At 46.8% G+C, this 23,915-nt stretch carries 12 protein-coding genes; 10 read left to right on the top strand and 2 right to left on the bottom strand.

The genetic code is table 11. From position 1 onward, the window contains the following. Positions 1 to 114: 114 nt before the first annotated feature. Positions 115 to 1,038, bottom strand: a complete 924-nt coding sequence (locus tag ACQKMP_RS09300; protein ID WP_427469265.1) for a helix-turn-helix transcriptional regulator — start codon at positions 1,036 to 1,038, stop codon at positions 115 to 117. Positions 1,039 to 1,445: 407 nt separating this feature from the next. Between ACQKMP_RS09300 and ACQKMP_RS09305 the strand changes: the two genes are divergently transcribed. The 7 genes from ACQKMP_RS09305 (at position 1,446) to ACQKMP_RS09335 (ending at position 13,151) form a co-directional block, all read left to right on the top strand. Then, entirely contained in the window at positions 1,446 to 2,330 is an 885-nt protein-coding gene (locus ACQKMP_RS09305) for an ABC transporter permease (RefSeq protein WP_143759569.1), read from the top strand. A 15-nt stretch (positions 2,331 to 2,345) separates the two neighbouring features. Then, positions 2,346 to 3,242 carry a carbohydrate ABC transporter permease gene (locus ACQKMP_RS09310; RefSeq protein WP_042190759.1) on the top strand — a complete coding sequence of 299 codons (897 nt, stop codon included), beginning with the start codon at positions 2,346 to 2,348 and terminating at the stop codon, positions 3,240 to 3,242. Between the two features lie 107 nt (positions 3,243 to 3,349). Then, positions 3,350 to 5,005, top strand: a complete 1,656-nt coding sequence (locus ACQKMP_RS09315; protein ID WP_042194338.1) for an extracellular solute-binding protein — start codon at positions 3,350 to 3,352, stop codon at positions 5,003 to 5,005. A gap of 98 nt (positions 5,006 to 5,103) precedes the next feature. Beyond that, positions 5,104 to 6,237, top strand: a complete 1,134-nt coding sequence (locus ACQKMP_RS09320; protein ID WP_427469266.1) for an SGNH/GDSL hydrolase family protein — start codon at positions 5,104 to 5,106, stop codon at positions 6,235 to 6,237. A gap of 64 nt (positions 6,238 to 6,301) precedes the next feature. Continuing rightward, complete coding sequence (locus tag ACQKMP_RS09325; RefSeq protein ID WP_427469267.1) at positions 6,302 to 8,005, top strand: alpha-1,3-galactosidase-related protein; 1,704 nt, start codon at positions 6,302 to 6,304, stop codon at positions 8,003 to 8,005. Between the two features lie 146 nt (positions 8,006 to 8,151). Further along, complete coding sequence (locus tag ACQKMP_RS09330) at positions 8,152 to 10,533, top strand: glycoside hydrolase family 95 protein (protein ID WP_427469268.1); 2,382 nt, start codon at positions 8,152 to 8,154, stop codon at positions 10,531 to 10,533. Positions 10,534 to 11,084: 551 nt separating this feature from the next. Then, positions 11,085 to 13,151 (top strand): alpha-galactosidase, encoded by a 2,067-nt coding sequence (locus tag ACQKMP_RS09335; protein WP_427469269.1) that lies wholly within the window; start codon positions 11,085 to 11,087, stop codon positions 13,149 to 13,151. 71 nt (positions 13,152 to 13,222) lie between these two features. Here the strand turns inward: ACQKMP_RS09335 and ACQKMP_RS09340 are convergent, their stop codons facing one another. Further along, positions 13,223 to 14,092 (bottom strand): helix-turn-helix domain-containing protein, encoded by an 870-nt coding sequence (locus ACQKMP_RS09340; RefSeq protein WP_042190749.1) that lies wholly within the window; start codon positions 14,090 to 14,092, stop codon positions 13,223 to 13,225. Between the two features lie 253 nt (positions 14,093 to 14,345). On the opposite strand from ACQKMP_RS09340, the gene ACQKMP_RS09345 reads away from it, so the two are divergent. From ACQKMP_RS09345 to ACQKMP_RS09355, 3 genes are all read left to right on the top strand, one after another. Then, complete coding sequence (locus tag ACQKMP_RS09345) at positions 14,346 to 16,670, top strand: glycoside hydrolase family 95 protein (RefSeq protein WP_427469270.1); 2,325 nt, start codon at positions 14,346 to 14,348, stop codon at positions 16,668 to 16,670. Between the two features lie 227 nt (positions 16,671 to 16,897). Beyond that, a complete protein-coding gene (locus ACQKMP_RS09350) occupies positions 16,898 to 18,439 on the top strand; it encodes a response regulator (protein ID WP_427469271.1) in 1,542 nt (513 codons plus the stop codon). Positions 18,440 to 18,725: 286 nt separating this feature from the next. Then, on the top strand, positions 18,726 to 23,534 hold the full coding sequence (locus ACQKMP_RS09355; RefSeq protein ID WP_427469272.1) for an S-layer homology domain-containing protein: 4,809 nt from the start codon (positions 18,726 to 18,728) through the stop codon (positions 23,532 to 23,534). Positions 23,535 to 23,915: the final 381 nt, after the last annotated feature.

A 23,915-nucleotide genomic window follows, 5' to 3' on the forward strand; every position in this document is an offset into this window, starting at 1 on the left:
TTGATAAATAAAGTCTTAGACTGCCGCTGTTGTCGTTCAACTAACGTTTCCAGGTAGCTTTGGGGATCGCCGACGGTCTATGGATTACCGATCTCTGATCTCCGATATCCGTGTCTACTTTACTTTATTTAATAAGTTTGTCACCATTCTACTCAATGTCCCTTGATCGACGAAAGGAGCAAGACTTGCCAGCAGATCTGGGCTAAGATGTTCAGCTTCGACTCCACCAATCAACTTCTCGAGATTTTCCCTGTCCAGAAAAGGTGCGAGGCTTATGATCTGGTCCGCATCGATAGTGCCGTCTGCAACCCGGTCTACCAAGCGGTTTAATGTTTCTCTGCTAATAAAGGGTGCCAGCCCTTGAACGGAATGCCAGCTCAAGCCGCTCTCTTCTGCTTGTTGTACCAAGCGATCTACATGTTCTCTATCAAGAAATGGGGCAATCCCAACAAGATTGTGCACTTCTAAGGAACCGTCAATCGATTTATCTACCAGTCGACTTAATGTGTCGCTGCTGACGAACGGAGCGAGTCCAGTAATGGTATTCCACACAATTTCGCCCTCTTCTGCCTGACGAACCAGTTCATCCAATGTACCTGTTCCAAGGAACGGAGCCAGCTTCATGATCACGTCTAACTTAAGGACGCTGCTGTCTAATCGTTCTGTAACCTTATGCAGAGCGCTTGCTTTTACAAACGGCGCTACTTCTACAAGCTCCTCCAGCTCGGCCTCTCCGGTATTGACCATCTCTGCAACTTGTTCCGGCCTGTTCTCTGCGATCTCCTCAACGATCGTTCCTAAGTGCGGGTGCTCCCGAATTTCTGTATTGTCTCCTGCATTTAAAATGTCGTCTACCGTTTTGCCGAATAATCTCGCAAACTTCGGAAGCGTTCCGATATCCGGTAGCGAGTCGCCCCGTTCCCATTTCGATACCGCTTGATGACTTACATTCAGTTGATCGGCAAGTTCCAATTGGGTCAAATCCTGGTCTTTGCGAAGCTTCGAAATATAAGCTCCAATTTTACGCAAGTCGAGCATTGTATACCTCCAATAAAACAAAATGTACAGTGCGCACTGTCAAAAACAGCATAGCATTTCTGCAAACGCAATCCTATCAAGCGTTGGTTGAATTGTCTCATGCGCTTTATTCAACTGCCGGTAGAATTGTCCAGATTGAAAATCTCCAGAGTGGGGCCTGATTCCGGAAAAATGGCCGTTCTACAGCTATTTTGTTCTCCCTGAATAGGGTTATTTGTACGCTGAAATGCCCAAGTGTACCTTTTCTTTGGGGATAAAAGTCAATTATGATCAACTCGTAGAAAGCGCTATCATAAACTACTGGCGGTTGCTTAGGGGGGATTGTTCTGGAGAAAGAAATAGTATTACACCACAAGTCGTTACCGAAGCGTAAGGGCTCTGTATTTTTACAAAATGCTCGTAGAAGTATGAAAAAGCACTGGCAGCTACATTTGCTCGTGATTCCACCTCTGTTATTCTTCCTCATTTTTAAGTATTATCCAATGCTGAACGCGGTTCTAGCCTTCAAGGACTACAACGTGATTAAAGGAATATGGGGAAGTCCATGGGTTGGATTTCATAATTTTCGATTATTTTTTGATAATCCGCAGTTTTGGACCCTGCTCAAGAACACCATCATGCTTAGTGGTTACCTGCTGCTGGCGGGATTTCCAATTCCGATTATCCTTGCGCTCATGATTAATGAATTGCGCGGGGGAAGGTTCAAAAAGTTCGTCCAGCTGGTCTCTTTTGCGCCTTATTTCATCTCGACGGTTGTCATGGTGTCCATTATTATGCTATTTATGGCACCTCGTCTTGGATTTGCGAACATCGCTCTCAACTTCTTCGGTTTGGAGTCGATCAATTTCCTTGGAGAACCGGGAATGTTTCGTTCGATTTATGTCTGGTCTGATATTTGGCAGACTGCGGGCTACAGTGCCGTTATCTATTTAGCAGCGCTTGCCGGTATAGATCCTACGCTTTATGAGGCAGCCAAAGTCGATGGCGCTTCACGCTTTCAAAAAATTCGTTATATTGATTTGCCAGGTATTGTGCCTACCATCGTCATCATCCTGATTTTGAATGTTGGGAATGTCATGGCTATTGGCTTTGAGAAGGTCTATCTTCTGCAGAACCCGCTCAATCTGGCGAATTCCGAGATCATTGCCACTTATGTCTACCGGGTCGGTTTGCTGAACGCCAATTATAGCTTTGCAACTGCGGTTGGTCTATTCAACTCGGTAATCAACCTTATTTTGTTGCTTACGGTGAATGGCTTGGCTAAACGCATCACAAACAACAGCATCTGGTAGGAAAGGAGCAACCACATGGCAGCAGTTCAACAAAAAATTAAAGAATCAACTGGCGATAAGCTATTTCTGACCACTATTTATATCCTACTCAGCCTCGTGGTCATCGCGGTGATTTATCCGCTAATTTTTATCATCAGCAGCTCGATTAGCAGTCCAGCAGCCGTTACCTCCGGTCGAGTCTGGTTATGGCCTGTAGATATTTCCTTCAAAGGTTTCAAGGTTCTGCTAAATACACCCGAGATCATTACAGGCTACGGCAACTCCATTTTTTATACAGCCGCAGGGACGTTCATTAGTGTTGTGCTTACGATCATGATCGCGTACCCTTTATCACGCAGAGGTTTCTTCGGACGCAACACTTTGATGATGATCATCACCTTTACGATGATTTTCAGCGGCGGGCTGATTCCGACCTATATGGTCGTGAAGGAACTCCATTTGATTGATACCCGCTGGGCACTGCTGATACCAAACGCGATTTGGGTATGGCAGGTCATTATTGCCCGGTCATTCTTTCAATCCTCCATTCCGGAGGAGCTGCTGGAAGCCAGCGAAATCGACGGTTGCAGTGATATGCGGTTTGTCTGGAGCGTTGTCATTCCGTTATCGAAGCCCATTATCGCGGTGTTAGTCCTTATGTATGCGGTAGGACAGTGGAATGCATACTTTGACGCTTTGATTTATTTGAAATCAGCGAATTTGTTCCCGCTTCAGCTTGTCTTACGAAGCATCATCATCCAGAACAACAGTGCAGGTACAATGGATGCGATGAAAATGGTGGAGCGGCAGCAGCTTGCTGAGCTACTCAAATATGCACTTATAGTTATCGCTACTCTGCCTGTACTTGTTATCTATCCGTTTGTTCAGCGTTATTTTGTCCAAGGAATGCTGGTTGGTTCAGTTAAAGGCTAATTCACAGCTTTCAAAATCTGGAGAGGGGGAGAGGCACGCAGTAAAATGACAGAAAGATATCGTACCTGCTAAATTATAAAAGGGAGTGATCGGATTTGAAGAAAAGTATGATGACCTTGTCATTGGTGCTGGTATTAATTCTTACGGTGGTGTTAAGCGGATGTGCTAATAAAAATACAGATAACACATCCTCCGCACCTGCTGACTCAGGTAACTCGGAATCAGCAAGCAAACCGGTGGAAATCAGCGTGTTCTCGGTTCAGGAATCCGGGATCGATGTTCCTACCAATAAATTTTCGAAATTTGTGGAAGACAAATTCAATATTAAATTCAAATGGGAAATCAACCCTTCAGACGGAGCCAAGGAAAAGCGCCAAATCTCACTTGCTAGTGGCGATTACCCTGATGCTTACCTGCTCACTCACTATATCGATCAGTTCTCACAGGCAGATCTTCTGAAGTATGGCAAACAGGGCGTGCTGATTCCTCTGAACGATCTAATTGATAAATATGCTCCGAATATTAAAGCGGCTATGGAAAAGAACGATAATTTAAGAACGCTTAACACAGCGCCTGATGGTAACATCTACGGGCTTGTCGCTTACACAGAATGCTTTCACTGCTCCTATCCGAGCAAAATGTGGCTCAATACCGAGTGGCTGAAGAAGCTGAATCTGGAAATGCCGAAGACAACCGAAGAATTCAAAAAAGTGCTGGAAGCTTTCAAAACACAAGATCCGAACGGGAATGGAAAAGCAGATGAAGTGCCGCTGAGTGGCTCCATTGAGGAGTTTGGTGTACGCATTGTACCATTCCTCATGAATGCCTTTGTATACGATGATGACCGCAATTATCTGAACATGATGGATGGAAAAGTTCAATCGGCGGCTGTCACACCGGAGTGGAAGGAAGGCCTGACTTATATCAAATCTCTGTTTGATGCAGGTTTGATTGATCCAGGGGCATTCACACAGAATGCGGAAGCCTTTAAGAAAATCGGTGAAAATGCCGATGCGGAAATTCTGGGCGCTGGTGCGGGCATGCACCCTGCGATTTTCGTCAATATTGATCCGGGCAATAGAAGCTCGGCACACTACAATCCTGTACCACCGATTAGCGGACCGGAAGGTATCTCCTATGCGACTCATGATGCAGGTGGCGTATCCCCAGGAGCGAAATTTGTCATCACCAACAAAGCTAGCGAGGAAGCACAGATCGCTTTAATTAAAATGGTAGACTACATGTTTACTTCTGAAGGACAGACCAATGGTGGCAGCGGTATGAAGGGCATTGATTGGACTGATCCAGAAGAAGGCGATGTAGCGCTGGACAAAGATGTTAAACCAGTGATCAAGACCATTCCTATGGCGGAGGGCGAAGCGCCGCGCAATGCGGGCTGGAGCGGTATGGGGCACTTCTATATGCCAAAAGAGTACCGTGATACCTTCGTTCAAGCTACTGACATCTACGCTTCCAGCGGTTATGAACGCAGATTGTATGATGCGACTCTGCTGTATGAAGGACATGAGCCTAAAGAATTATTCCCGATCTGGTCGATTTGGATTGATCCAAGTGAAATCGATGAAGCGAGTTTACTGCAAACCAACATCAAGAATTACATTGAGCAAAATCAGCTTCAATTCATCACGGGCAACAAGGATCTTAATAAAGATTGGGATGCATATATAAAAGGTCTGAAAGACTTGAAGCTAGATCGTTATCTCGAAATCTTGCAAAAGGCTTACGAAACTTCTAAAAAATAAAATATTGAAATCAGAATCAGGTGCTGTAAGATATACCCCAGCACCTGATTTCTTGATTTCAAGGAAAAATATACATTTTTATTTACGGAGGATTAGTCATGACAGAAGAGAAACATTGCAATCATCAATTTGTAGTTCCAAGACGGGGACTACCGAATACAAGCGTAAGACTTGCGGGAAAGGAGCCGATGACTGTCGCCTTTTTGGGTGGTTCCATTACAGAGGGGGCAGGTGCTTCCGACGCGGACACATTTAGCTGGAGAGCGCTGACTGGTAAGTATCTGCAGGTGCGATTTGCGAATCATGAATTCCGCTTCATCAATGCAGGAGTGGGTGGAACGAATTCCACGCTGGGCGCTCACCGATTACAGTCGCATGTTCTGCAATACGGCAAGATTGATCTACTATTCGTTGAATTTAGCGTCAATGACGGCAACGACCGGGAAGAATCCATTAGAGGTCTGGAAGGAATTGTGCGCCAGTGCAGACGGTTGTCGCCCGGCACTGACATTTGCTTCTTGTATACGGCAGCAGAGAAGAATCTGTCAGGGAGCAATCCCTTTAACATTGCCGTCCACGAAGAAGTAGCTGAGCATTACGATCTTCCATCTGTTAATTTTGCAGCTAGAGTTTATGCACAGACCCAGGCCGGACAAATGGAATGGACTGAGCTGGCTCCGGATGGATATCATCCCAATGATGACGGACATGCGCTGTATGCTTCTTTTTTACAGGAATATTTGGATGCAGCTCTTGTTCCTGACAACACACATTCAAATACCGGAAGCGCGTTAAGTATTGCTCCTTTGGAGGAGCGAAATTATGAATACGGTAATTTACTGGATTTCAGAGGCGCTGATCATGCAGATGGGTTCGAGCTACGCGAGCTTACCCCTGATGATCCACTGATGAACTGGCGATTTGGAACGGAGCATTTATATACAGACAGCAAAGAGGCATCTTTTTCTTACACAGTAACCGGACAGAGTGTGGGTCTGCTGCTGCTCTACGGCCCGGACAGTGGGATATTCGAATATTCGCTCAATGGCGGTCCCTTTCATGCGGTTAACTTATTCGATGAATGGTGTCCGCTTGCGTTTCGGCCTATTATTGCTATGTTCGGAATCGAGGAACAACGTCAGGAATTGCAAGTAACCGTGCGAATTACAGGGGAAAAGGATGAACAGAGTAAAGGCACCAGTCTGCGCATTTTGCAGCTAATGTACAATTGATTATTCTAACCTAGAGGATTATACTGCCTCTTATTAAGCGTTTACAATTCTAAGAAAGTGGGTGTTGATCATTTCTTTTACAGAACACAGCGTCGATTCTTCTCCTATCGTAATCCGCCTGACTGATTTTGGTGTTCTGCCGGATTCCGGCTTGGATGCTCAGCCAGCCATGACAAGAGCTATTGAGGCAGCCGCCGAAATAACTGGGCCGGTCCTGCTGGATTGTCCAAAAGGCTGCTATCATTTCTATCCGGAAGCGGCCATCCGAGCACCCTACTACATTTCCAACACTACCAGTGAAGAAGAGAATCCGGATGTCACCAAGACTATAGGAATTCTCTTAAAGGGGCTGCACAATTTAACATTTGAGGGCAATGGCTCTCTATTTATCTTCCATGGCAAGCAGACTATGTTCTTGCTGGATGGCTGCAAAAATATAGAGATTCGTAATTTACATACCGACTATGCTCGGCCGACTGTGACAGAGATGACGATTACTGAAAGCGGTACTCATTATTTCGATGTCCAGGTTCACTCCGATTCACGGTATGAGATCAGGGATGGCAAGCTGGTCTGGATCGGTGAGGGCTGGAGCTTCTCGGAAGGACCAATGCAGACCTATGATCCACTTAGCAATACGACTTGGCGGGTGGACAACTGGTCGGGGCTGGCTGATTCGGTTGAAGAGCTGGAGCCGATGAAGCTCCGCTTGCATTTTGATCATGGGCCTGAGGTTGTCCCCGGGCAGGTTCTGCAAAGCCGTGATGGTATTCGCGATCAGGTAGGTGTCTTCATTGTGGAGAGCGCTAACATCACCTTCAGCGATGTGGGTCTGCATTTTTTACACGGACTTGGTGTTGTAGGGCAGTTCAGCGACAATCTGACCTTTCAACGCATGGATATTTCGCCGCGCCTGGAGACAGGCCGAACGGTTACTGGCTTTGCGGATTTCATCCACATGTCCAGCTGCCGAGGTAAAATAACTGTTGTGGACAGCCGTTTTGCCGGTTCTCATGATGATGTCGTCAATGTCCATGGTACCTATCTACGAATCATGGAGCAGCTGTCTGCGAATAGGCTGAAGGTTCGGTTCATGCATCCGCAGACTTACGGTTTTATGGCCTTCCATCCGGGAGACGAAATTGAATTTGTTCGTTCTGGCTCTCTGACTACCTATGCTGCTAATGAAGTGATAGAGGTTACGCGTCTCAATCCACGCGAGCTAGTACTGACTTTAGCACAGCCTATTCCTGAAGGGATTGGCAGTCATGATGTGATCGAAAATGTAACCTGGACACCGGAGGTTGAAGTCGTAAATAATCACCTCGCTCGGGTACCGACCCGCGGTATCCTTGTGACAACCCGGCGTAAAGTAGAGATTAAGGGGAATGTTTTTGATCGGATGCAAATGAGTGCGATTCTGGTTGCCCTGGATGCGGAGTCTTGGTATGAGTCTGGCAAGGTGGAGGAGGTAACCATCGCTGAGAATCATTTTATTGAATGCGGGGGCATCGAGCATCCGGTTATTTTCATTTCGCCAGAGAACACAGAGGTTGATGAGAGCACTCCTGTTCATGAGGGTATAGTTATTAAGAACAACAGGTTCGAGACTGGTGAAACGTTAGTCCTTAGTGCCAAGAGTACCCGCGGACTGGTCTTCAGTGCTAACGAAGTTGTCATGGGTGGGGAAAGTACGAACTGTCTTTCCAGTGTTGAGGATGCGATACGTTTAACCGCCTGTAGCGAGGTCGATATTCAGGATAATTAATTCAATGAGCTAGGGCAGGTTGTGTTAGATCGCGATATGGATCGGTAGATCGATGTATAGAAAACGCTTTATCTGATCTTTATAATGAGGGCAGACTTGGGGGAATACATTATTTAATTCATGACAGATCGTGAGGGAGAGAACCAATGAAACTTCAATATGACAAGCCAGCAAATGTATGGACCGAAGGGCTTCCGATTGGGAATGGCCGTCTGGGTGGTATGATCTTCGGCGGTGTGGAACAGGAGAAAGTCAGTCTAAACGAGGATACATTATGGTCGGGATTCCCGAAGGATGGGAACAATCCAGGTGCTAAGGAAGCTTTGCCAAAGGTTCGAAAGCTGATTCAGGAGGGCCGGTACACAGAAGCGGACACCCTGACTAGAGAGATGCTAGGTCCGTACACCCAATCGTATCTGCCTTTTGGAGATTTACTACTTCGTTTTGAGCATGGTGGTGTTTATCAATCCTATCGGCGGACATTAGATATTGAACATGCGGTTCACCGCATTGAATACAAGATTGGTAATGTTACTTATACCCGTGAGATGTTCGCTTCACATCCTGATCAGTTGCTCGTGCTGCGTCTGACTGCAAGTGCACCGGGAGCGCTGAATGTACATGCTACGCTAGATAGTTCACTTCGGCATAGCCTTCACGCGCAGGGTGATAACTTTGTACTCTCGGGAACTGCACCGGAGCATGTTGATCCAAGCTATTTTTGGAGTGACAATCCGATCCAATACGGAGATGCTGGCAAGAGCAAGGGCATGGCCTTTGAAGGACAACTCTCCGTAGTGGCAGAGGATGGGAAAGTTACCGTTGACGGTAGTGGTATTCATCTGTTGGGAGGAACGGCTGCAACCTTCTATTTCAGCGCGGCTACAGGCTTTAATGGCTTTGACAAAATCCCGGGAGCTGAGGGGAAAGATGCTTCTGCTATTGCAGCTTCTTACTTGGCAGATGTGAATGGAAAGTCTTACGACAGCTTGCTTCAAGCGCATGTCGAGGATTACCGATCACTTTTTGACCGAGTGAATCTTCAATTAGGTAAGACGCTAGCCCCGGAGTCGATGTCCACGGAGCAACGGATTACGACATACGCGGCACAAGACCCTGGTCTTGTCGAGTTGCTGTTTCATTACGGGCGCTATTTGATGATCGCAAGCTCGCGCCCCGGAACACAGGCTACTAATCTGCAGGGAATATGGAATGCGGTTACCCGTCCGCCGTGGAGTAGCAACTATACACTGAACATCAATACAGAGATGAATTATTGGCCAGCTGAAATTTGTAATCTGGCGGAATGTCATGAGCCGCTGCTGGATATGATCGGAAATTTGGCGAAGATGGGTGCGGAGACTGCTCAAGTCAATTATGGTGCCCGAGGCTGGGTGGCTCATCATAATACGGATCTTTGGGCACAGACAGCACCGGTGGGGGATTATGGTGACGGAGATCCAAGCTGGGCTTACTGGACGATGAGTGGCGTTTGGCTGACACAACATCTCTGGGAGCATTATGCTTTTGGCGGGGACGAGGAATATTTACGGACTTCCGCTTATCCTGTGATGAAGGAGGCGGCTCTGTTTGCACTGGATTGGCTTATTGACGATGGTAACGGAAGGCTTATGACCTCCCCATCCACTTCACCAGAGCATAAATTCCAGACAGCGGAGGGCTTGGCTGCAGTCAGCGCAGGTGCTACTATGGATATTTCGCTCATCTGGGAGCTGTTTACGAATTGTATCGAGGCTTCGGAAACGCTTGGAACGGATGAGGATTTGCGTGCAGAATTGGTAGGTGCTCGTGAACGTTTATTGCCACTGCAGGTTGGTAAGTACGGACAGTTGCAGGAATGGTCCTTAGACTTTGAGGATGAAGATATGTATCACAGACATACCTCGCATTTGGTCGGTATCTATCCGGGCCGGCAGTTGTCAGAAGAAGAGACCCCTGAGCTGTTCGCTGCCGCCAAAACTTCGCTTGAACGGCGTGGGGACGAGAGCACGGGCTGGAGTCTGGGCTGGAGAGTTGCGCTCTGGAGCCGCTTCCGGGATGGCAACCGCTCACTGCGCCTGCTCTCAAACATGCTGCGGCTGGTGAAGGATGGGGAGTCCGAACAGTATAGTCACGGCGGGGTTTATGCCAATCTGCTTGGCGCACATCCGCCGTTCCAAATTGATGGTAACTTCGCCGCTTCTGCCGGAATTGCTGAGATGCTACTGCAATCTCACCTCGGGTATCTCGATCTGCTGCCTGCACTGCCAGATGAATGGCAGGAGGGAAGCGTGGCGGGGCTACGTGCCCGCGGTGGCTTTGAAGTTAGCATTCAGTGGGATAGAGGCCATCTCGTGGAAGCACAGATTACCTCCCTTCTAGGCAATGAATGTGTGATCCGCACAGATGCTTCGCTCATGGTGAGTAATGGCGGCAACGAGATGGAATTTGACCGCTCCGTAGATGGAACGGTGAGCTTTCCAACGACCGCAGGTCAGACCTACAAGCTTATAGTTGGTAAGCAATAATAGTCAGTTTCATACGAATATGGACAGCAGCAGAGACCTGAATTACAGGTCCTGCTGCTGTTTTTTTGTACGAATATAATGCTGATCAACAATTAGGGAAAAACTCCCTGAAATTCGGAGATTTTTGCTCGCAAGACTAACAATCAGGGAATTTCTCCCTGAAATTCATCCGATCTGGTGGTGAATTTGGAATTCACTCTGTTTTTTAGGGAGGAATTCCCTCATTACATTGAAATATAGTGTTTTCTGGCTTTTTTTAGGGAGGTTTTCCCTAATCTATCTCTTCTAGCTGCCCGAAGGTGAAAACGGAGTGTGGATACGAAATTGTTGAGCATGAGCAATATTTTATGTACAGCCTCTTCTTCTTGTCATCGACATGAATATTAGGGGGATTAAGGTTTGTGCTAGATGTGTTAGATCGCGGTATGGATCGGAAGATCGTTGTATAGAAAACGCTTTATCTGATCTTTATAATGAGGGCATACTTGGGGGACACAGGTACAGAGCCTGCCGCCTTCAAGGTCCAAAACGCAGTAACAAGGAGGCAAATCATGCTAACTGATAGTGCTACAACGGTAAAAGTGAATACGGACACAGCATCTCTTATCCGTGTAACCAATGATGAGGTGAATCTAGAGATTGATCTCGGGACGGGTGAAGCATCCGTTGCCCGCGGAAACACTTCTCATGTAAAAGGGATTCGCAGTGCATTCCGCTGGCAGGGCCGGGAATATAACACTGAACATTATCAGAGCCACACAATCAAGTCTCAGGAAGTGGTAGTTCGTGAGGGCTTTGGAAAAGGTGTTCACGTAGTCATTTTGCACGAAACGTCCCTGCTGCCACAGTTGGAGCAGCATTTCTATATTTATGAATCTTCATCATTTGTATTGATGCAAATCGTAATCGCAAGCGCAAGCGATGAAGAGATCAAGGCAAACCGGATGGCAGTCCTTCAGACCAAATCGGTGTCACTTGGCGGGGAGTCAGGGCAACCCGAAGAACCAAGCATTCTGCGTGTGCCGTACGACAACGACAAGTGGGTCAGATATACAGTAGTGAAGCCGCCGATGGATATGGAAAGCTATGAAGTAACTGCATTGTTCGCGCCGGAAAGCCGGCAGGGAATTATTATGGGTTCCATTACGCACAAGGTGTGGAAGACTGGGATTCGTATCAAAAGCGAGCGGAGCGGAGGGATCGAGGAGCTGGATCTTTACGGCGGTGCTGTAAGTGAAATGACCCGCGATTTCCAGCCACATGGTTATGTGAAAGGAACAAGAGTAGAGTCACCGCTCGTTTTCGTAGGGTTCTATGATGATTATAGAATAGGGCTTGAAGCGTACGGTCAGGCTAATACCTGGATAGAGGCTCCTCTGTCATGGGATGGCGGCGTTCCTATCGGCTGGAATAGCTGGTCTGCGGCAATGGCTGAGCTTGATTACGATCTGTATACATCCACGAGTAATTTTCTGAAAAATGAAGTGCAGCCGCTAGGATTCCAGAATGAGGACACACTGTACATCAACTTTGACGCTTTCTGGGACAATTTCACACCAGAAGAAATGAAGAATGCACTGGACCTGGTTCGGGAGAACGGTCATAGACCGGGAACTTACTGGACGCCTTTTGCCTTCTGGGGAAGTCCGGCTCAGTTTGGAGATCTCGTGGAAGGTACAAACGGCAAGTACACTTATGGTGATATCTTGCTGCGAGACAGCGAAGGAGAAATTTTGCCGGATGTTGATGGAGGGCTGGCCATTGACCCGACACATCCAGGCAACCTGCAAAGAATAGATTGGTATACGAATAAATTCATCTCGGAAGGCTTCGAGTATGTCAAGCTAGACTTCTTGGCACATGGTGCACTGGAAGGGCAACATTACAATTCGGAGATTACGACGGGAATTGCGGCATATCACTATGGGATGACTTACTTGCAGAACAAGCTCTCACCAGAGGTGATCGGCCGGCCGTTCTTTATCAATCTATCCATCGCTCCATTGTTCCCTTATGCATTTGCGCATAGCCGCCGGGTATCCTGTGATGTCTTCGGCACGATACACGATACGGAATATTTGTTGAACTCGTTGACACATGGGTGGTGGATGAGTCATACCTTGTACCATTACAATGACCCGGATCATTCCGTGCTCTACAAGAGCCACAACCAAGATGCCACTGGCTGGCATGAAGGACGGAGCCGACTGACTGCTTCGGTCATCGCTGGAACGGTACTTCTGCTAGGCGATGATTTCCGAAAAGAAGAAGCAGCCGCACGGGCCAAAGCGTGGCTGGGCAATAAAGAGATTATGGATGTCGCCCGCCTAGGGAAGACTTTCCACCCTGTCGAAGGGGATCTTGGCAAGCAAGCTTCCGATACTTTCGTACTTGAAGATGCAGAAGATGATGTATTCTATCTTGCTGTCTTCAACTATGATGCTGCGAATTCTGCTCATAAATCTATCTCCTTGGAGCGTGCAGGGCTGAAGGGTCAAACAGCTTACCAACTGCTTGATCTATGGGAAGGCATACAAGGGGAAACAGCGGGAGAGCTTGTAGTTACGCTCGAACCGGCAGAGTCCAAAATCTTCAAATTAACGGCAAAAGCCAACTGATTATACACATTGAAAAAAGAATACGCGTAACCGCTTCTCGCGGATAGCGCGTATTCTTTTTTGTTGGAGTCTTACATTCGTATTCGGCTTTGCGGATTAAGGCGGTATTGTGTTGGATTAATGCCGTAGCAGGTACTGAAATGTCTGGAGAAAGGATGGATGGAAGGATAACCCAGCTTCTCAGCGATCGCAGTCACACTAAGCTCACTCTCCAGAAGCAGTCCTGCCGCCCGCCTCATGACTAAATTATGATGATAGACGCGCGGCGTCATTCCGGTCTCCCGTAGAAACAGCTCATGGAAATATGTCCGCTTGAGCCCGCAGAACTGTGCCCAATCTTCGATAGACTTACCACGCTCGGGGTGGGTGTTCAAATATTCCAGCAGGCGGACAATACGATAATCACTTGGCTGATGCTGATGGAGGGCATTATACCAGCTCAAGATCCAGCCGTACAGATAGCTATTGGCCGTCTCATTACGATAGAACAGCGCGTCATTGTAAGACTTGGCAATCATCACAAGACTATCGTATAGCAGGGGATATTTAGCTAGTGGAAATACGCAAGGCAACTCGTTCAGCTCGGCACAGGGTGCTTCGGTGGCTTTTTTTTCAAATTGTAAGACTTCAGGGGCATGGATAAATGAAAGGTTATTGGATACTGGAGAGCGGTTGTCCCATAAATCAAAATAGATGTTGTAGGACGACAGTGGATGAGAAGGCACGATATGAAAAGCATGGGGTTGACCGGGACGGAGAAAGACAAGCGTCCTCCGTTCAATCGGATAACGTATTCCGTCGATTTCCATCTCACCGGGGCCATCAGTAAACAAGTGGAACGCGTATGCATTACCGACTCTCAGATGCTCATTGCTGCTGCCGTCGTACACATAAGGCATGATTGCGCCGACATACGGAGTCATTTCAGATAGTTTATTCATGCGGCCCCTCTTTTCTTATCTTACCGTACAAATCGTCAAATAATCGAACAGGTCAACAAAGACAGTGATTCATTCAAATGATACGATAAATACAGTGAATCCGCAACATAATGGATAGGTTTAAGAAAGTATGATTCATCTTGAAAGAGATGGAATTATGAATTATTTCACATTATATAGCGGATTAATTAACAACATTTTTTAGAGGGTTATCGCGCTTGCACAGATTCTACTATGGACAGGAGAAAATAAAATGAGCGATTTTAGATTATGGTATTCTACCCCTGCAACGGATTGGTCACAAGGATTGCCACTAGGTAATGGAAGAATAGGTGCAGTAGTGATAGCTGCTCCGTATCGTGAGGTATGGAACATGACCGAGGTTACCTACTGGTCGGGTCAAGCTGAGTCAGAGCCTGCTCCTTTCGGAGGCAAAGCTGCGCTGGAAGAGATGCGGAAGTACTTCTTTGCTGGCGATTATAATGAAGGTGACCGTCTAGCCAAACAACATCTGCAGCCGAAGAAACGAAATTTCGGTACGAACCTTGGTTTATGCGAGGTTGTCATTGACTTTGCAGAACAGGACACGGATTCCGGGCCAGCAGCAGCTATCGAGCGAGAGCTGGATTTGACCTGTGCGGTGGCTCAGACGGTGGTTCAAAGTAGAGGAACAACGCTGCATCGTGAGATTTTTGCCTCCCATGCTGATGATCTGGTGGTCTCAAGAATTTGGAGCGATGAACCGGGAGGTGTATCCTTTACGATCGGTCTGGAGGGTGGTTCAGAGTCGTTTACGACTCAAGTCGTGAATGACGACACTATTGAATTCAGAGGACAAGCCACAGAGAATGTGCATAGTGACGGCACTTGCGGGGTATGGGCAAAGGGACAAATTAAGGTAAGCATTTCCGGCGGTACGATGTACAGAGGGGACGGTCAATTGAGAATTGCTGGGGCCAATGAGGCGCGAATTTATTTTGCCGTCAGCACCGATTACAACCGTAGTAACTCGGAGTGGGAAATGGAGAGCAGCAGCACATTACAGCAGGCTTTGATTAAAGGATATGCGCAGTTAAAAGAAGATCATATCGAAGATTATGAGCAAGAATATGGTAAGGTGGATATCCAATTAGGTACCACTGGGAAGGTGAATCTGCCGACTGACAGGCGTATTCGATTACTGGCACAGGGCCAGGAGGAAGATTCGCAGTTGTTCGCGTTGTTCCTGCAGTACGGACGTTACCTGACTATTGCTGGAGCTCGGGCAGACTCCCCGTTACCGCTGAATTTACAGGGAATATGGAATGATGGTGAGGCTTGCCGTATGGGGTGGAGCTGTGACTATCATTTGGACATCAATACGCAAATGAATTACTTTCCGACGGAAGTCGTAAATCTTGGGGACAGTCATTTACCATTAATGCGCTATATTGAGGGTTTGTCTCATGCTGGAAAGTCAAGCGCTCGCGATTTCTATGGCAGCAAAGGCTGGGTAGCACATGTATTCTCGAATGTCTGGGGATTCACGGCTCCGGGCTGGGAGACATCTTGGGGGCTAAACGTTACAGGTGGACTATGGATTGCGACGCATCTGATGGAGCATTATGAATACAGTCAAGACCGTGTGTTTCTGGAGCAACAGGCATATCCAGTGCTAAAAGAAGCCGCAGCATTCTTCCTAGATTATATGACCATTCATCCAAAATACGGCTGGCTGGTGACCGGACCTTCGAACTCGCCGGAGAATCATTTCTATCCTACGGATAGCAGCGATGGGGCACAGCAGCTGTCTATGGGTACCACTATGGATCAGATGCTGGTGAAAGACCTTTTTGAGTTCTGTTTGAAGTCTGCGAAACTACTGAATACGGATGAGGAACTACAGGAGCAGCTGGAGCAAGCAATATCCAAGCTGCCACCATTTCAGATCGGCAAGAGAGGACAGCTGCAAGAATGGCTCGAGGACTACGAGGAAGCGCAGCCGGAGCATCGGCATTTGGCCCATTTGTTCGCGGTTTATCCAAGTAATCAGATCACACCAGGTAAGACACCTGAACTTAGCGCTGCGGTGAGAGTAACACTTGAGAACCGGATGGTTCAGGAAGAACTGGAGGATGTGGAATTTACCGCCGCATTGTTCGGTCTCGGCTTTGCCAGATTATATGACGGGGAAAAGGCCTTTAATCATATTTCTCATTTGATTGGTGGACTCAGTTTCGATAATTTATTTAGCTTTTCCAAATCGGGCATTGGAGGAGCGGAGTGCAATATTTTTGTGATCGATGGGAATTTCGGGGGTACGGCTGTTATTGCCGAGATGCTGCTGCAAAGCCATGAGGGTGAGATTCATCTGCTGCCTGCACTTCCAAAAGCATGGGGTACAGGATCGGTATCTGGACTGCGGGCCAAAGGAAATGCTGAGGTTGATGTAGCTTGGGACAATGGTCAATTAGTGGAAGCTACGATCCGTACCTACTCGCCAGGAACCGTGACACTTCGGTTGGGAGATAGAAGAGCTACTGTTCAAGGAGAAATAGGAGGAAGCTACTATTTTAACAGTCAGTTAGAGTTGGTATAATGATTCAGCGGGGGTGATATGAACCCCCGCTTTAATTATGCAGGGTTATTAGCGCATGATTAAAGGGCTATCCGGTCTGTTATGGACCGGATAGCCCTTTTGCCGATGTCTGCAAATTAACGATTCATGCCTGAAAATAACTTTCATTTATTTGGATCATAGTAGCCTAAGGGGAAAAGAATATAATAGAAGAAACAGATGGAGACAACAAAGAGGAGGGGACATCAGTGTATAGTATTTTTCTAGTTGATGATGAAGAAATAGGCCTTGAGATGATGAGAGATTATATCCGCTGGGAAGAAATGGGCATTTATGTCGTCGGAACTGCGAGTAATGGTAGAGAGGCTCTAGAGAAGATAGAGGCCATTAGACCTGATATTATTCTTACAGATGTCCAGATGCCGATTATGAACGGTATTGAAATGGCTAAAAAAATACATGAGAGCTATGACTGGATGCAGTTAATGTTCCTGACTGGGCATGACGAATTCAACTATGTAAAATCGGCTCTAAATGTAGGTGCTGTTGGATATTTACTGAAGCCCCTCGACTTGAATGAAATTGGAAGCGTTATCGCAAAGGTGAAGCAGCGCTGTGAGGAAGTTCAAATGAAGAAACGTTCCATGGAGGCGGCTAAAACGAACCTTCTTAAGGAGCTTTCCTATGAAAAAAATGCGGAACATGCCGCTGATCTGGCGACCAGCTATTGCAAGCTTACCCGTGAGTCTGAGAGGAATCGCTACGCAATGGCGCTGTTCAGTATCGATCCGATTGAGGCAGAGGGGGAACAGCAGAGTCTGGAGGATTGTAAGAACCGGTTGGTAGCTTTTCTGGATCATTTCTTCAAGTCGAAGAATATAGAGACGGTATTTGTGCCCTACAAAGATGGGGAGGTAGGTGTGTTTATGGAAGCACGCCAACAGCCTGGGTATTATGCGTGGGAGGATTTGGCCGCGGCTATCCGAAGTGGACTGGATTTCACAGTGACGGCAGCAGTCGGTGCACAGGAAACCGAATTAACGGAGGTTCATTGTCTGTATAAGCAGACGCGTGAAATCCTAAACGAGCGTTTCTATAAAGGTACGGGTTCAATTATTCATGCCTTGGCGATTTCAAACCAGTTTGATAGTGAGCATGTGCCACCTTTTAATAGGAAAGAGTGGTTTGAAGCTATCAATCAGCTAGATTTCGAGCAAGCCGCACAGAAGCTGCATCAGTATTTCGAGGGGCTAGCCACACTAAGAATCAAGAAAAAAAATATCTGCGATTGGGCGATTGATCTTGTCGACGAGCTGCTGGAGCAACTGCATCAACCTGTTACTGAGGGGGTTAAACGGGCGGAGTTATATCATTCCATCTATAATGCACTGACTTTAAATGAGATTGAGGATTTGATCCTGGGCACTGCAGGCAATGCTATGAGCTTGCTGGGTGAGCGGCTTATGGACAAAAACACGAAGCTAGTTCACAAGGTTCGCAGTATGATCGACCAGAATTTTGATCAGCCGATTACGATCAATAGCTTATCTGATCAGGTTTATTTATCGCCCAACTATTTACGCTCCATTTTTAAAGACAAGACTGGTATCACGATTCACGATTATTTAACACGTATCCGGCTCGATAAGGCTACAGAGTTGCTGGCTGACGGCTCGCTCAAAATTCAGGATATCGCTCAAAGAGTCGGTTACGAAAGCACGTCTTATTTTATCTCCCTATTTCTGAAGAACCAAGGAGTTACACCTAACGAGTATAGGAAGAGTCTATGATTGTGCCAGCGCTTCGGTTCGGCAAATAGGAAATAAAGTTACTTTCCCTTACGAATAGTAAACTTGCGATATGGATATTAATCCCTCTGCTTTTTACAATTAAGCATGTATTATAACTGGCACATGTGAGGGGCTTCATTCATCAAGGCAATCAAAGGTGTTTTAGTTCATCGAAAATCGGTAGCGCTTTCAAGATGCTTCTTAACCAACTCCTTTGATGACTTGATGGACAGATATAGCCCGAATATCACAAAAGTGCAAGGAGACCTACAAACGGAGGGATTAAATGTTCGGGAAAGCAATGAAAAGAGGATTTTTGTTCTTGGTCATCATCTGCTTGGTAATAGGCAGTGGCGGTCAGTTTGTCAGTACGGTTTATGCCGATGATACGGAGAATACTACCTATGAAGCTGAAGCTGATGGAAATGCTATGACTGGCAATGCTTCTATTTCTGAACACCCAGCGGCTTCCGGGGGGCAGAAAGTCGGAGGCATGTATCAAGGAAGCACTTTGCAGTTCAATCATGTGACTGTAAGTGAGAGTGGGAATTATAAAATTACAGTGTACTATATCTCTGGCGATTCGCGGCCATTCAATATCAGTGCCAATGGCGGCGATAAGCAGTTTGAAGAACCACCCAAGACAGTGGATTGGGATACGGTGGGAACTTATGATGTGACACTTCCGCTGAATGCTGGAGAGAACAGCATCCTGATTGATGACAACAACTGGTATTCTCCAGACATCGACAAGATCGTAATTCATGGACTGGACGACAGCGACCCAGGTGAAGGATCTGGAGGCGACTGGAAGGAGAAGCTGCATGGTGCAATCATAGAAGCTGAAGCGCCTGAAAATATAATTACAGGCAACGCCAAAATAGCGGACAGCAGCGTTGGTTCCGGTGGGGAAATTGTAAAGGATATGAATAAAAACAGTACTTTACAGTTCACAAATGTCACTGTGCCGGCAGCGGGAACGTATTTGATCCGTATTTCCTATATTTCCGGTGACCAGCGGCCTGTCTATATGCAGGTGAATGATGGACTGGATGAATTGGTTGATCTGCCAAAGACAGCAAGCTGGGATACGGTAGGAACTTATGATGTAGAAGCCTCCTTGCAGGAAGGGCTGAACACGATCACTTTCTCGGATCATGACTGGTACTCTCCAGATTTCGACCGGATTGAAGTCATTCCGTATACGATCAGTTATGAAGCTGAGTCTCCGGTTAATGATTTAACTGGAGAAGCGCGAGTTGGCGATAGCCCGAATGCTTCCGGTGGACAGAAGGTAGGGTATCTGAATGGCGGCAGTTCCTTAACTTTCAATAAGATTACGGCTCCGATGACAGGGGATTATCGGATCACGGTAGCTTATTTCTCAGGTGACCCGCGCAGCTTATACGTCAGCGCTAATGGTGGGGCAGAGCAGTATTATGAACTGCCAAAGACACCAGACTGGGATACGGCGCTCACATATGAGCTTACACTGCCCCTGAACGAAGGCGAGAATACAATCAAATTCTCAGACGGCAACTGGTACGCGCCAGATCTGGATCGAATTATTGTAGAACCGGCATTGGGTACAGATCCTAATCCTCCAGTTGAAGAGGATGGTGATCTGGGGACACCAGGGACTTCAAATAACTACGGGGCCATCACCGTTACCGAATATACTTATGGAACGCTCGTATCGAATGGACAATATGAGGTTTCCTTTAATACTAAGTCTGGATACGCAAGCTATAAGTGGACGGATGGTCAGAAGCTGCAAGGAATCTATAGCAGCATCAAACTCGGTGATACTCTCGTTGAGACTACAAGCTATGAGAATCATGCAAGTGCTGGTGCTCCAGTAGAAATTCAGGATGGCTTTGGCAAAGGAGTGGAGCTTACTTTTGTTCACACCTCAGCTGGACAGCCAACGCTCAAACAGGTTTACAAGTTTTATGACGATCAGAAGTATTTCTTAACTCGTCTGGATGCCATTAGCGATACGGTGCTACAGACTAATTATATGTCACCTATTACCGTAAAACGTTCAGGTGGAGTGGATGTCGGTGCCAGTGCAGATAATCGGGTACTAACCGTTCCTTTTGACAATGATGCTTGGATTCGTTATAAATCTCAATCTATGAACCGTGCGGATACCAGCTATGAAATGACGACTATCTTTAATAACTCGACACGCAGCGGTCTTGTGCTTGGGTCGGTCACTCATGATACGTGGAAGACCGGGATCGACTGGAAAGGTTCTTCTAATCGGCTGAATGAGCTAGCGGTTTATGGCGGGGCAGCCAGCGACGTTACACGGGATACCCAGCCTCATGGCATGCTTACAGGTGCAGAGTTGTCTTCGCCGATGATTATGGTGGGGGCATTCAGTGATTACCGCACAGGACTCGAGGAATACGGAAAAGCTAATGCGATCATCACACCTCCACTGTTGCTGAATCCTGAGTTGCCGCAAGGCGTACCTGTTGGTTTTAACAGCTGGGGAGCTTACGAAGGTACACTTTCATACCAAGACGTTGTGGATGTCTCCAATTATTATAAGGAGCACCTAAATGATTTCAATAATAACGGTAATGTATTTATTAATATGGATTCCTATTGGGACAATTTGAATGATAAGCAGCTTGCTGACGCTGTATCAGTAATTAAGGGCAATGGTCAGCATGCAGGTATTTATTGGGCGCCATTTGTATATTGGGGCAACAATATGAGCCAGCCGGTAGAGGGTACCGACAATAAGTATACGTATGGCGATATTGTCCTCAAAGATGCCGAGGGCAAACCGCTGCCGACGCTGGATGGGGCTTTTCCTCTGGATGTGACACATCCAGGTGCTAAACTGCGCATGAATTATTTTTTGGACAAATTTAAGGATCTGGGCTTTACCTTCATCAAATTGGATTTCTTGACGCACGGTTCGCTTGAGGGACAACATTTCGATCCAACCATAACGACAGGGATTCAAGCTTACAATGAAGGAATGCTTTATGTGAAGGATCGTTTGGATGGAAAAATGTTCATTAGCGCATCTATTGCGCCAATCTTTCCAAGCCAATATGCACACAGCAGACGTATTTCCTGCGACACCTACGGCAAGATCAATGAAACGGAGTACATGCTGAATTCGTTAACTTATGGCTTCTGGCAAAATGGCACGATCTACACCTATACGGATCCCGATCATTTAGCGTTGGCCCGCGCTTCCAGCTTAACTGAAGCTCGCAGTCGAATGAACTCTGGCGTCATCGCCGGTACCGTACTTCTCGGCTCTGATGATGTTAACGATCCAAAGGCACAGGAGTACATGACTGCCTTGTTTAACAACAAGGAGGTTCTCGAATTAGCATTAAAAGGAAAAGTATTCAAGCCGCTGGAAGGAAATACGAATGCAAATGCAGCGGATACTTTTGTGATGAAAGACGGCAACGATTATTATCTGGCTGTATTCAACTACAGCGCCAATGCTTCTGCAGACAAAACGGTGAATCTTGGTAGAGCCGGACTGGACGCAGCGGATTCGTACACGATGCAAGACCTTTGGACAGGAGAGGTTTCGACGATTTCAGGAACACTCGCATTGTCCTTGCAGCCGACTGAATCAAAATTGGTAAAATTAACAGCTGCACCTAAGAAAGTAACAGGTGTAACGCTAGATAAGACAGAGCTAACATTGACCGCTGGTGAAACCGGAAAGCTGACGGCTACGCTATCTCCGGAAGAGGCGGCGAATAAAGCAGTACACTGGACTTCGAGCGATACGTCTGTTGCCACCGTAGTGTACGGAACGGTAACGGCTGTAAATGCTGGGAAAACCACAATTACTGTGGAAACGGTAGACGGCGGCTTCAAAGCTGCGGCAGAAGTTACAGTCAAAGCAGCCTCCACTGTAGAACCGGGAAATCCTGAAGTCCCTGCGAATCCGGGTAACAACAACGGTACTCCTGGTAGCATTGTAGATCAAGAGAATGGCGCGGGCACTCTAATCCTTACGTCAGAGATGCTGAAAGTAGATAGTGAGTCTGGTGAAGTAAACGTGGAGATAAAGGGAGATATACAGCAAATACAATTATCTTCTGATGTAGTTCGTCAGTTGGCGAATCATACGCTGGTTTTGAAGTCCGGTAAGTTCTCCATGAAGGTGCCTGCGGATCTGCTCCGTCAGTTGCAGATCAAGCTACCGGAAGCTCAGCGGGATGATAGCACGATAACCCTGAAATTAGTACCACTGAGCAATAAGGCTAATGAGATCATTACAGCAGCGGCGGGAACTACTCATGCACAGGTTAGACTCATGGGTGATATCTATGAGTTCAGTCTGTCGGTGACCACGAAAACTGGCACAACAGAAATGCTTTCTGCGTTCGATCAACCCATTACGCTAAGCCTGACAGTGGGAGAAGGCTTTGATTCCAAGCGTGGAGGCATTTACTATATTGCGGATAACGGTAAGCTGGAATATATCTCTGCGAATTATGCTGATGGTGTATTGACAGCACAAGTTAACCACTTCAGTAAATATGCTGTGCTGGAGCTCAAACGGACCTTTGTCGATGTGCCAGCCAATCACTGGGCTAGTCCTGCAATCCAAGAGCTGGCGGCGAAGCTGTATGTTCAAGGGACTGGCAAAGACAAGTTTGAACCAAACCGTGCGATTACGCGTGCCGAGTTCACCTCTATGCTCGTTCATTCCCTAGGGTTGACCACAAGGGGGGATGTTAGCTTTGTTGATGTTGCACCGTCTGCTTGGTACGCGGAGTCCATTTCTATCGCTTACAAGGCGGGCATCGTGAGCGGCAGAAGTGCGACCAAGTTCGAGCCGGCTGCACAGATTACCCGTGAAGAAATCACGGTCATGTTAATGAAAGCTTATGAGCTGAAGAATGGTAAAGTAACTGTTGCTTCATTTGACGCGGCATTCAAAGATATGAAGCAGGTCTCCTCTTGGGCAGCCGCTTCTGTAAAGGGAGCAGCCAGCCTAGGACTGGTTCAAGGTCAAAATGAAGGTCTATTTGCACCAAAAGGGATCGCTTCCCGAGCAGAAGCGACCCAAGTGATTTATAACTTGATTATGAAGTAAAACATTGCAAATATACAAATGAACGAAGGAGTTAAGCAATCTCTAGATGCTTAGCTCCTTCGTTTTTGGTGTTCACTGAAGCTTTATTAAAATGATAATGGTTATATCGAGGGGCTCGTGGCAAGCTCGTGGTAACTAGGCTAGGTGAGAGCGATTAGGGGAAATCTCCCTAAAAATAGCCAAAAAATTCTTGGATGCGATGTAATTAGGGAAATCCTCCCTAATAATCGGGCGAATTCTGAATTTACCTCCAAATCAGCAAATAATCAGGGAGGATTTCCCTGATTATCAGTATAATGAGCAAAAATCGCCAAATTCCAGGGAGGATTTCCCTAATTGTTAATCAATATTTCTGATTTTTCAATAAGCTTTGCGGTTATT

The sequence above is a fragment of the Paenibacillus sp. NPDC101420 genome (assembly GCF_050277435.1).
Classification (GTDB): Bacteria; Bacillota; Bacilli; order Paenibacillales; family Paenibacillaceae; genus Paenibacillus_AQ.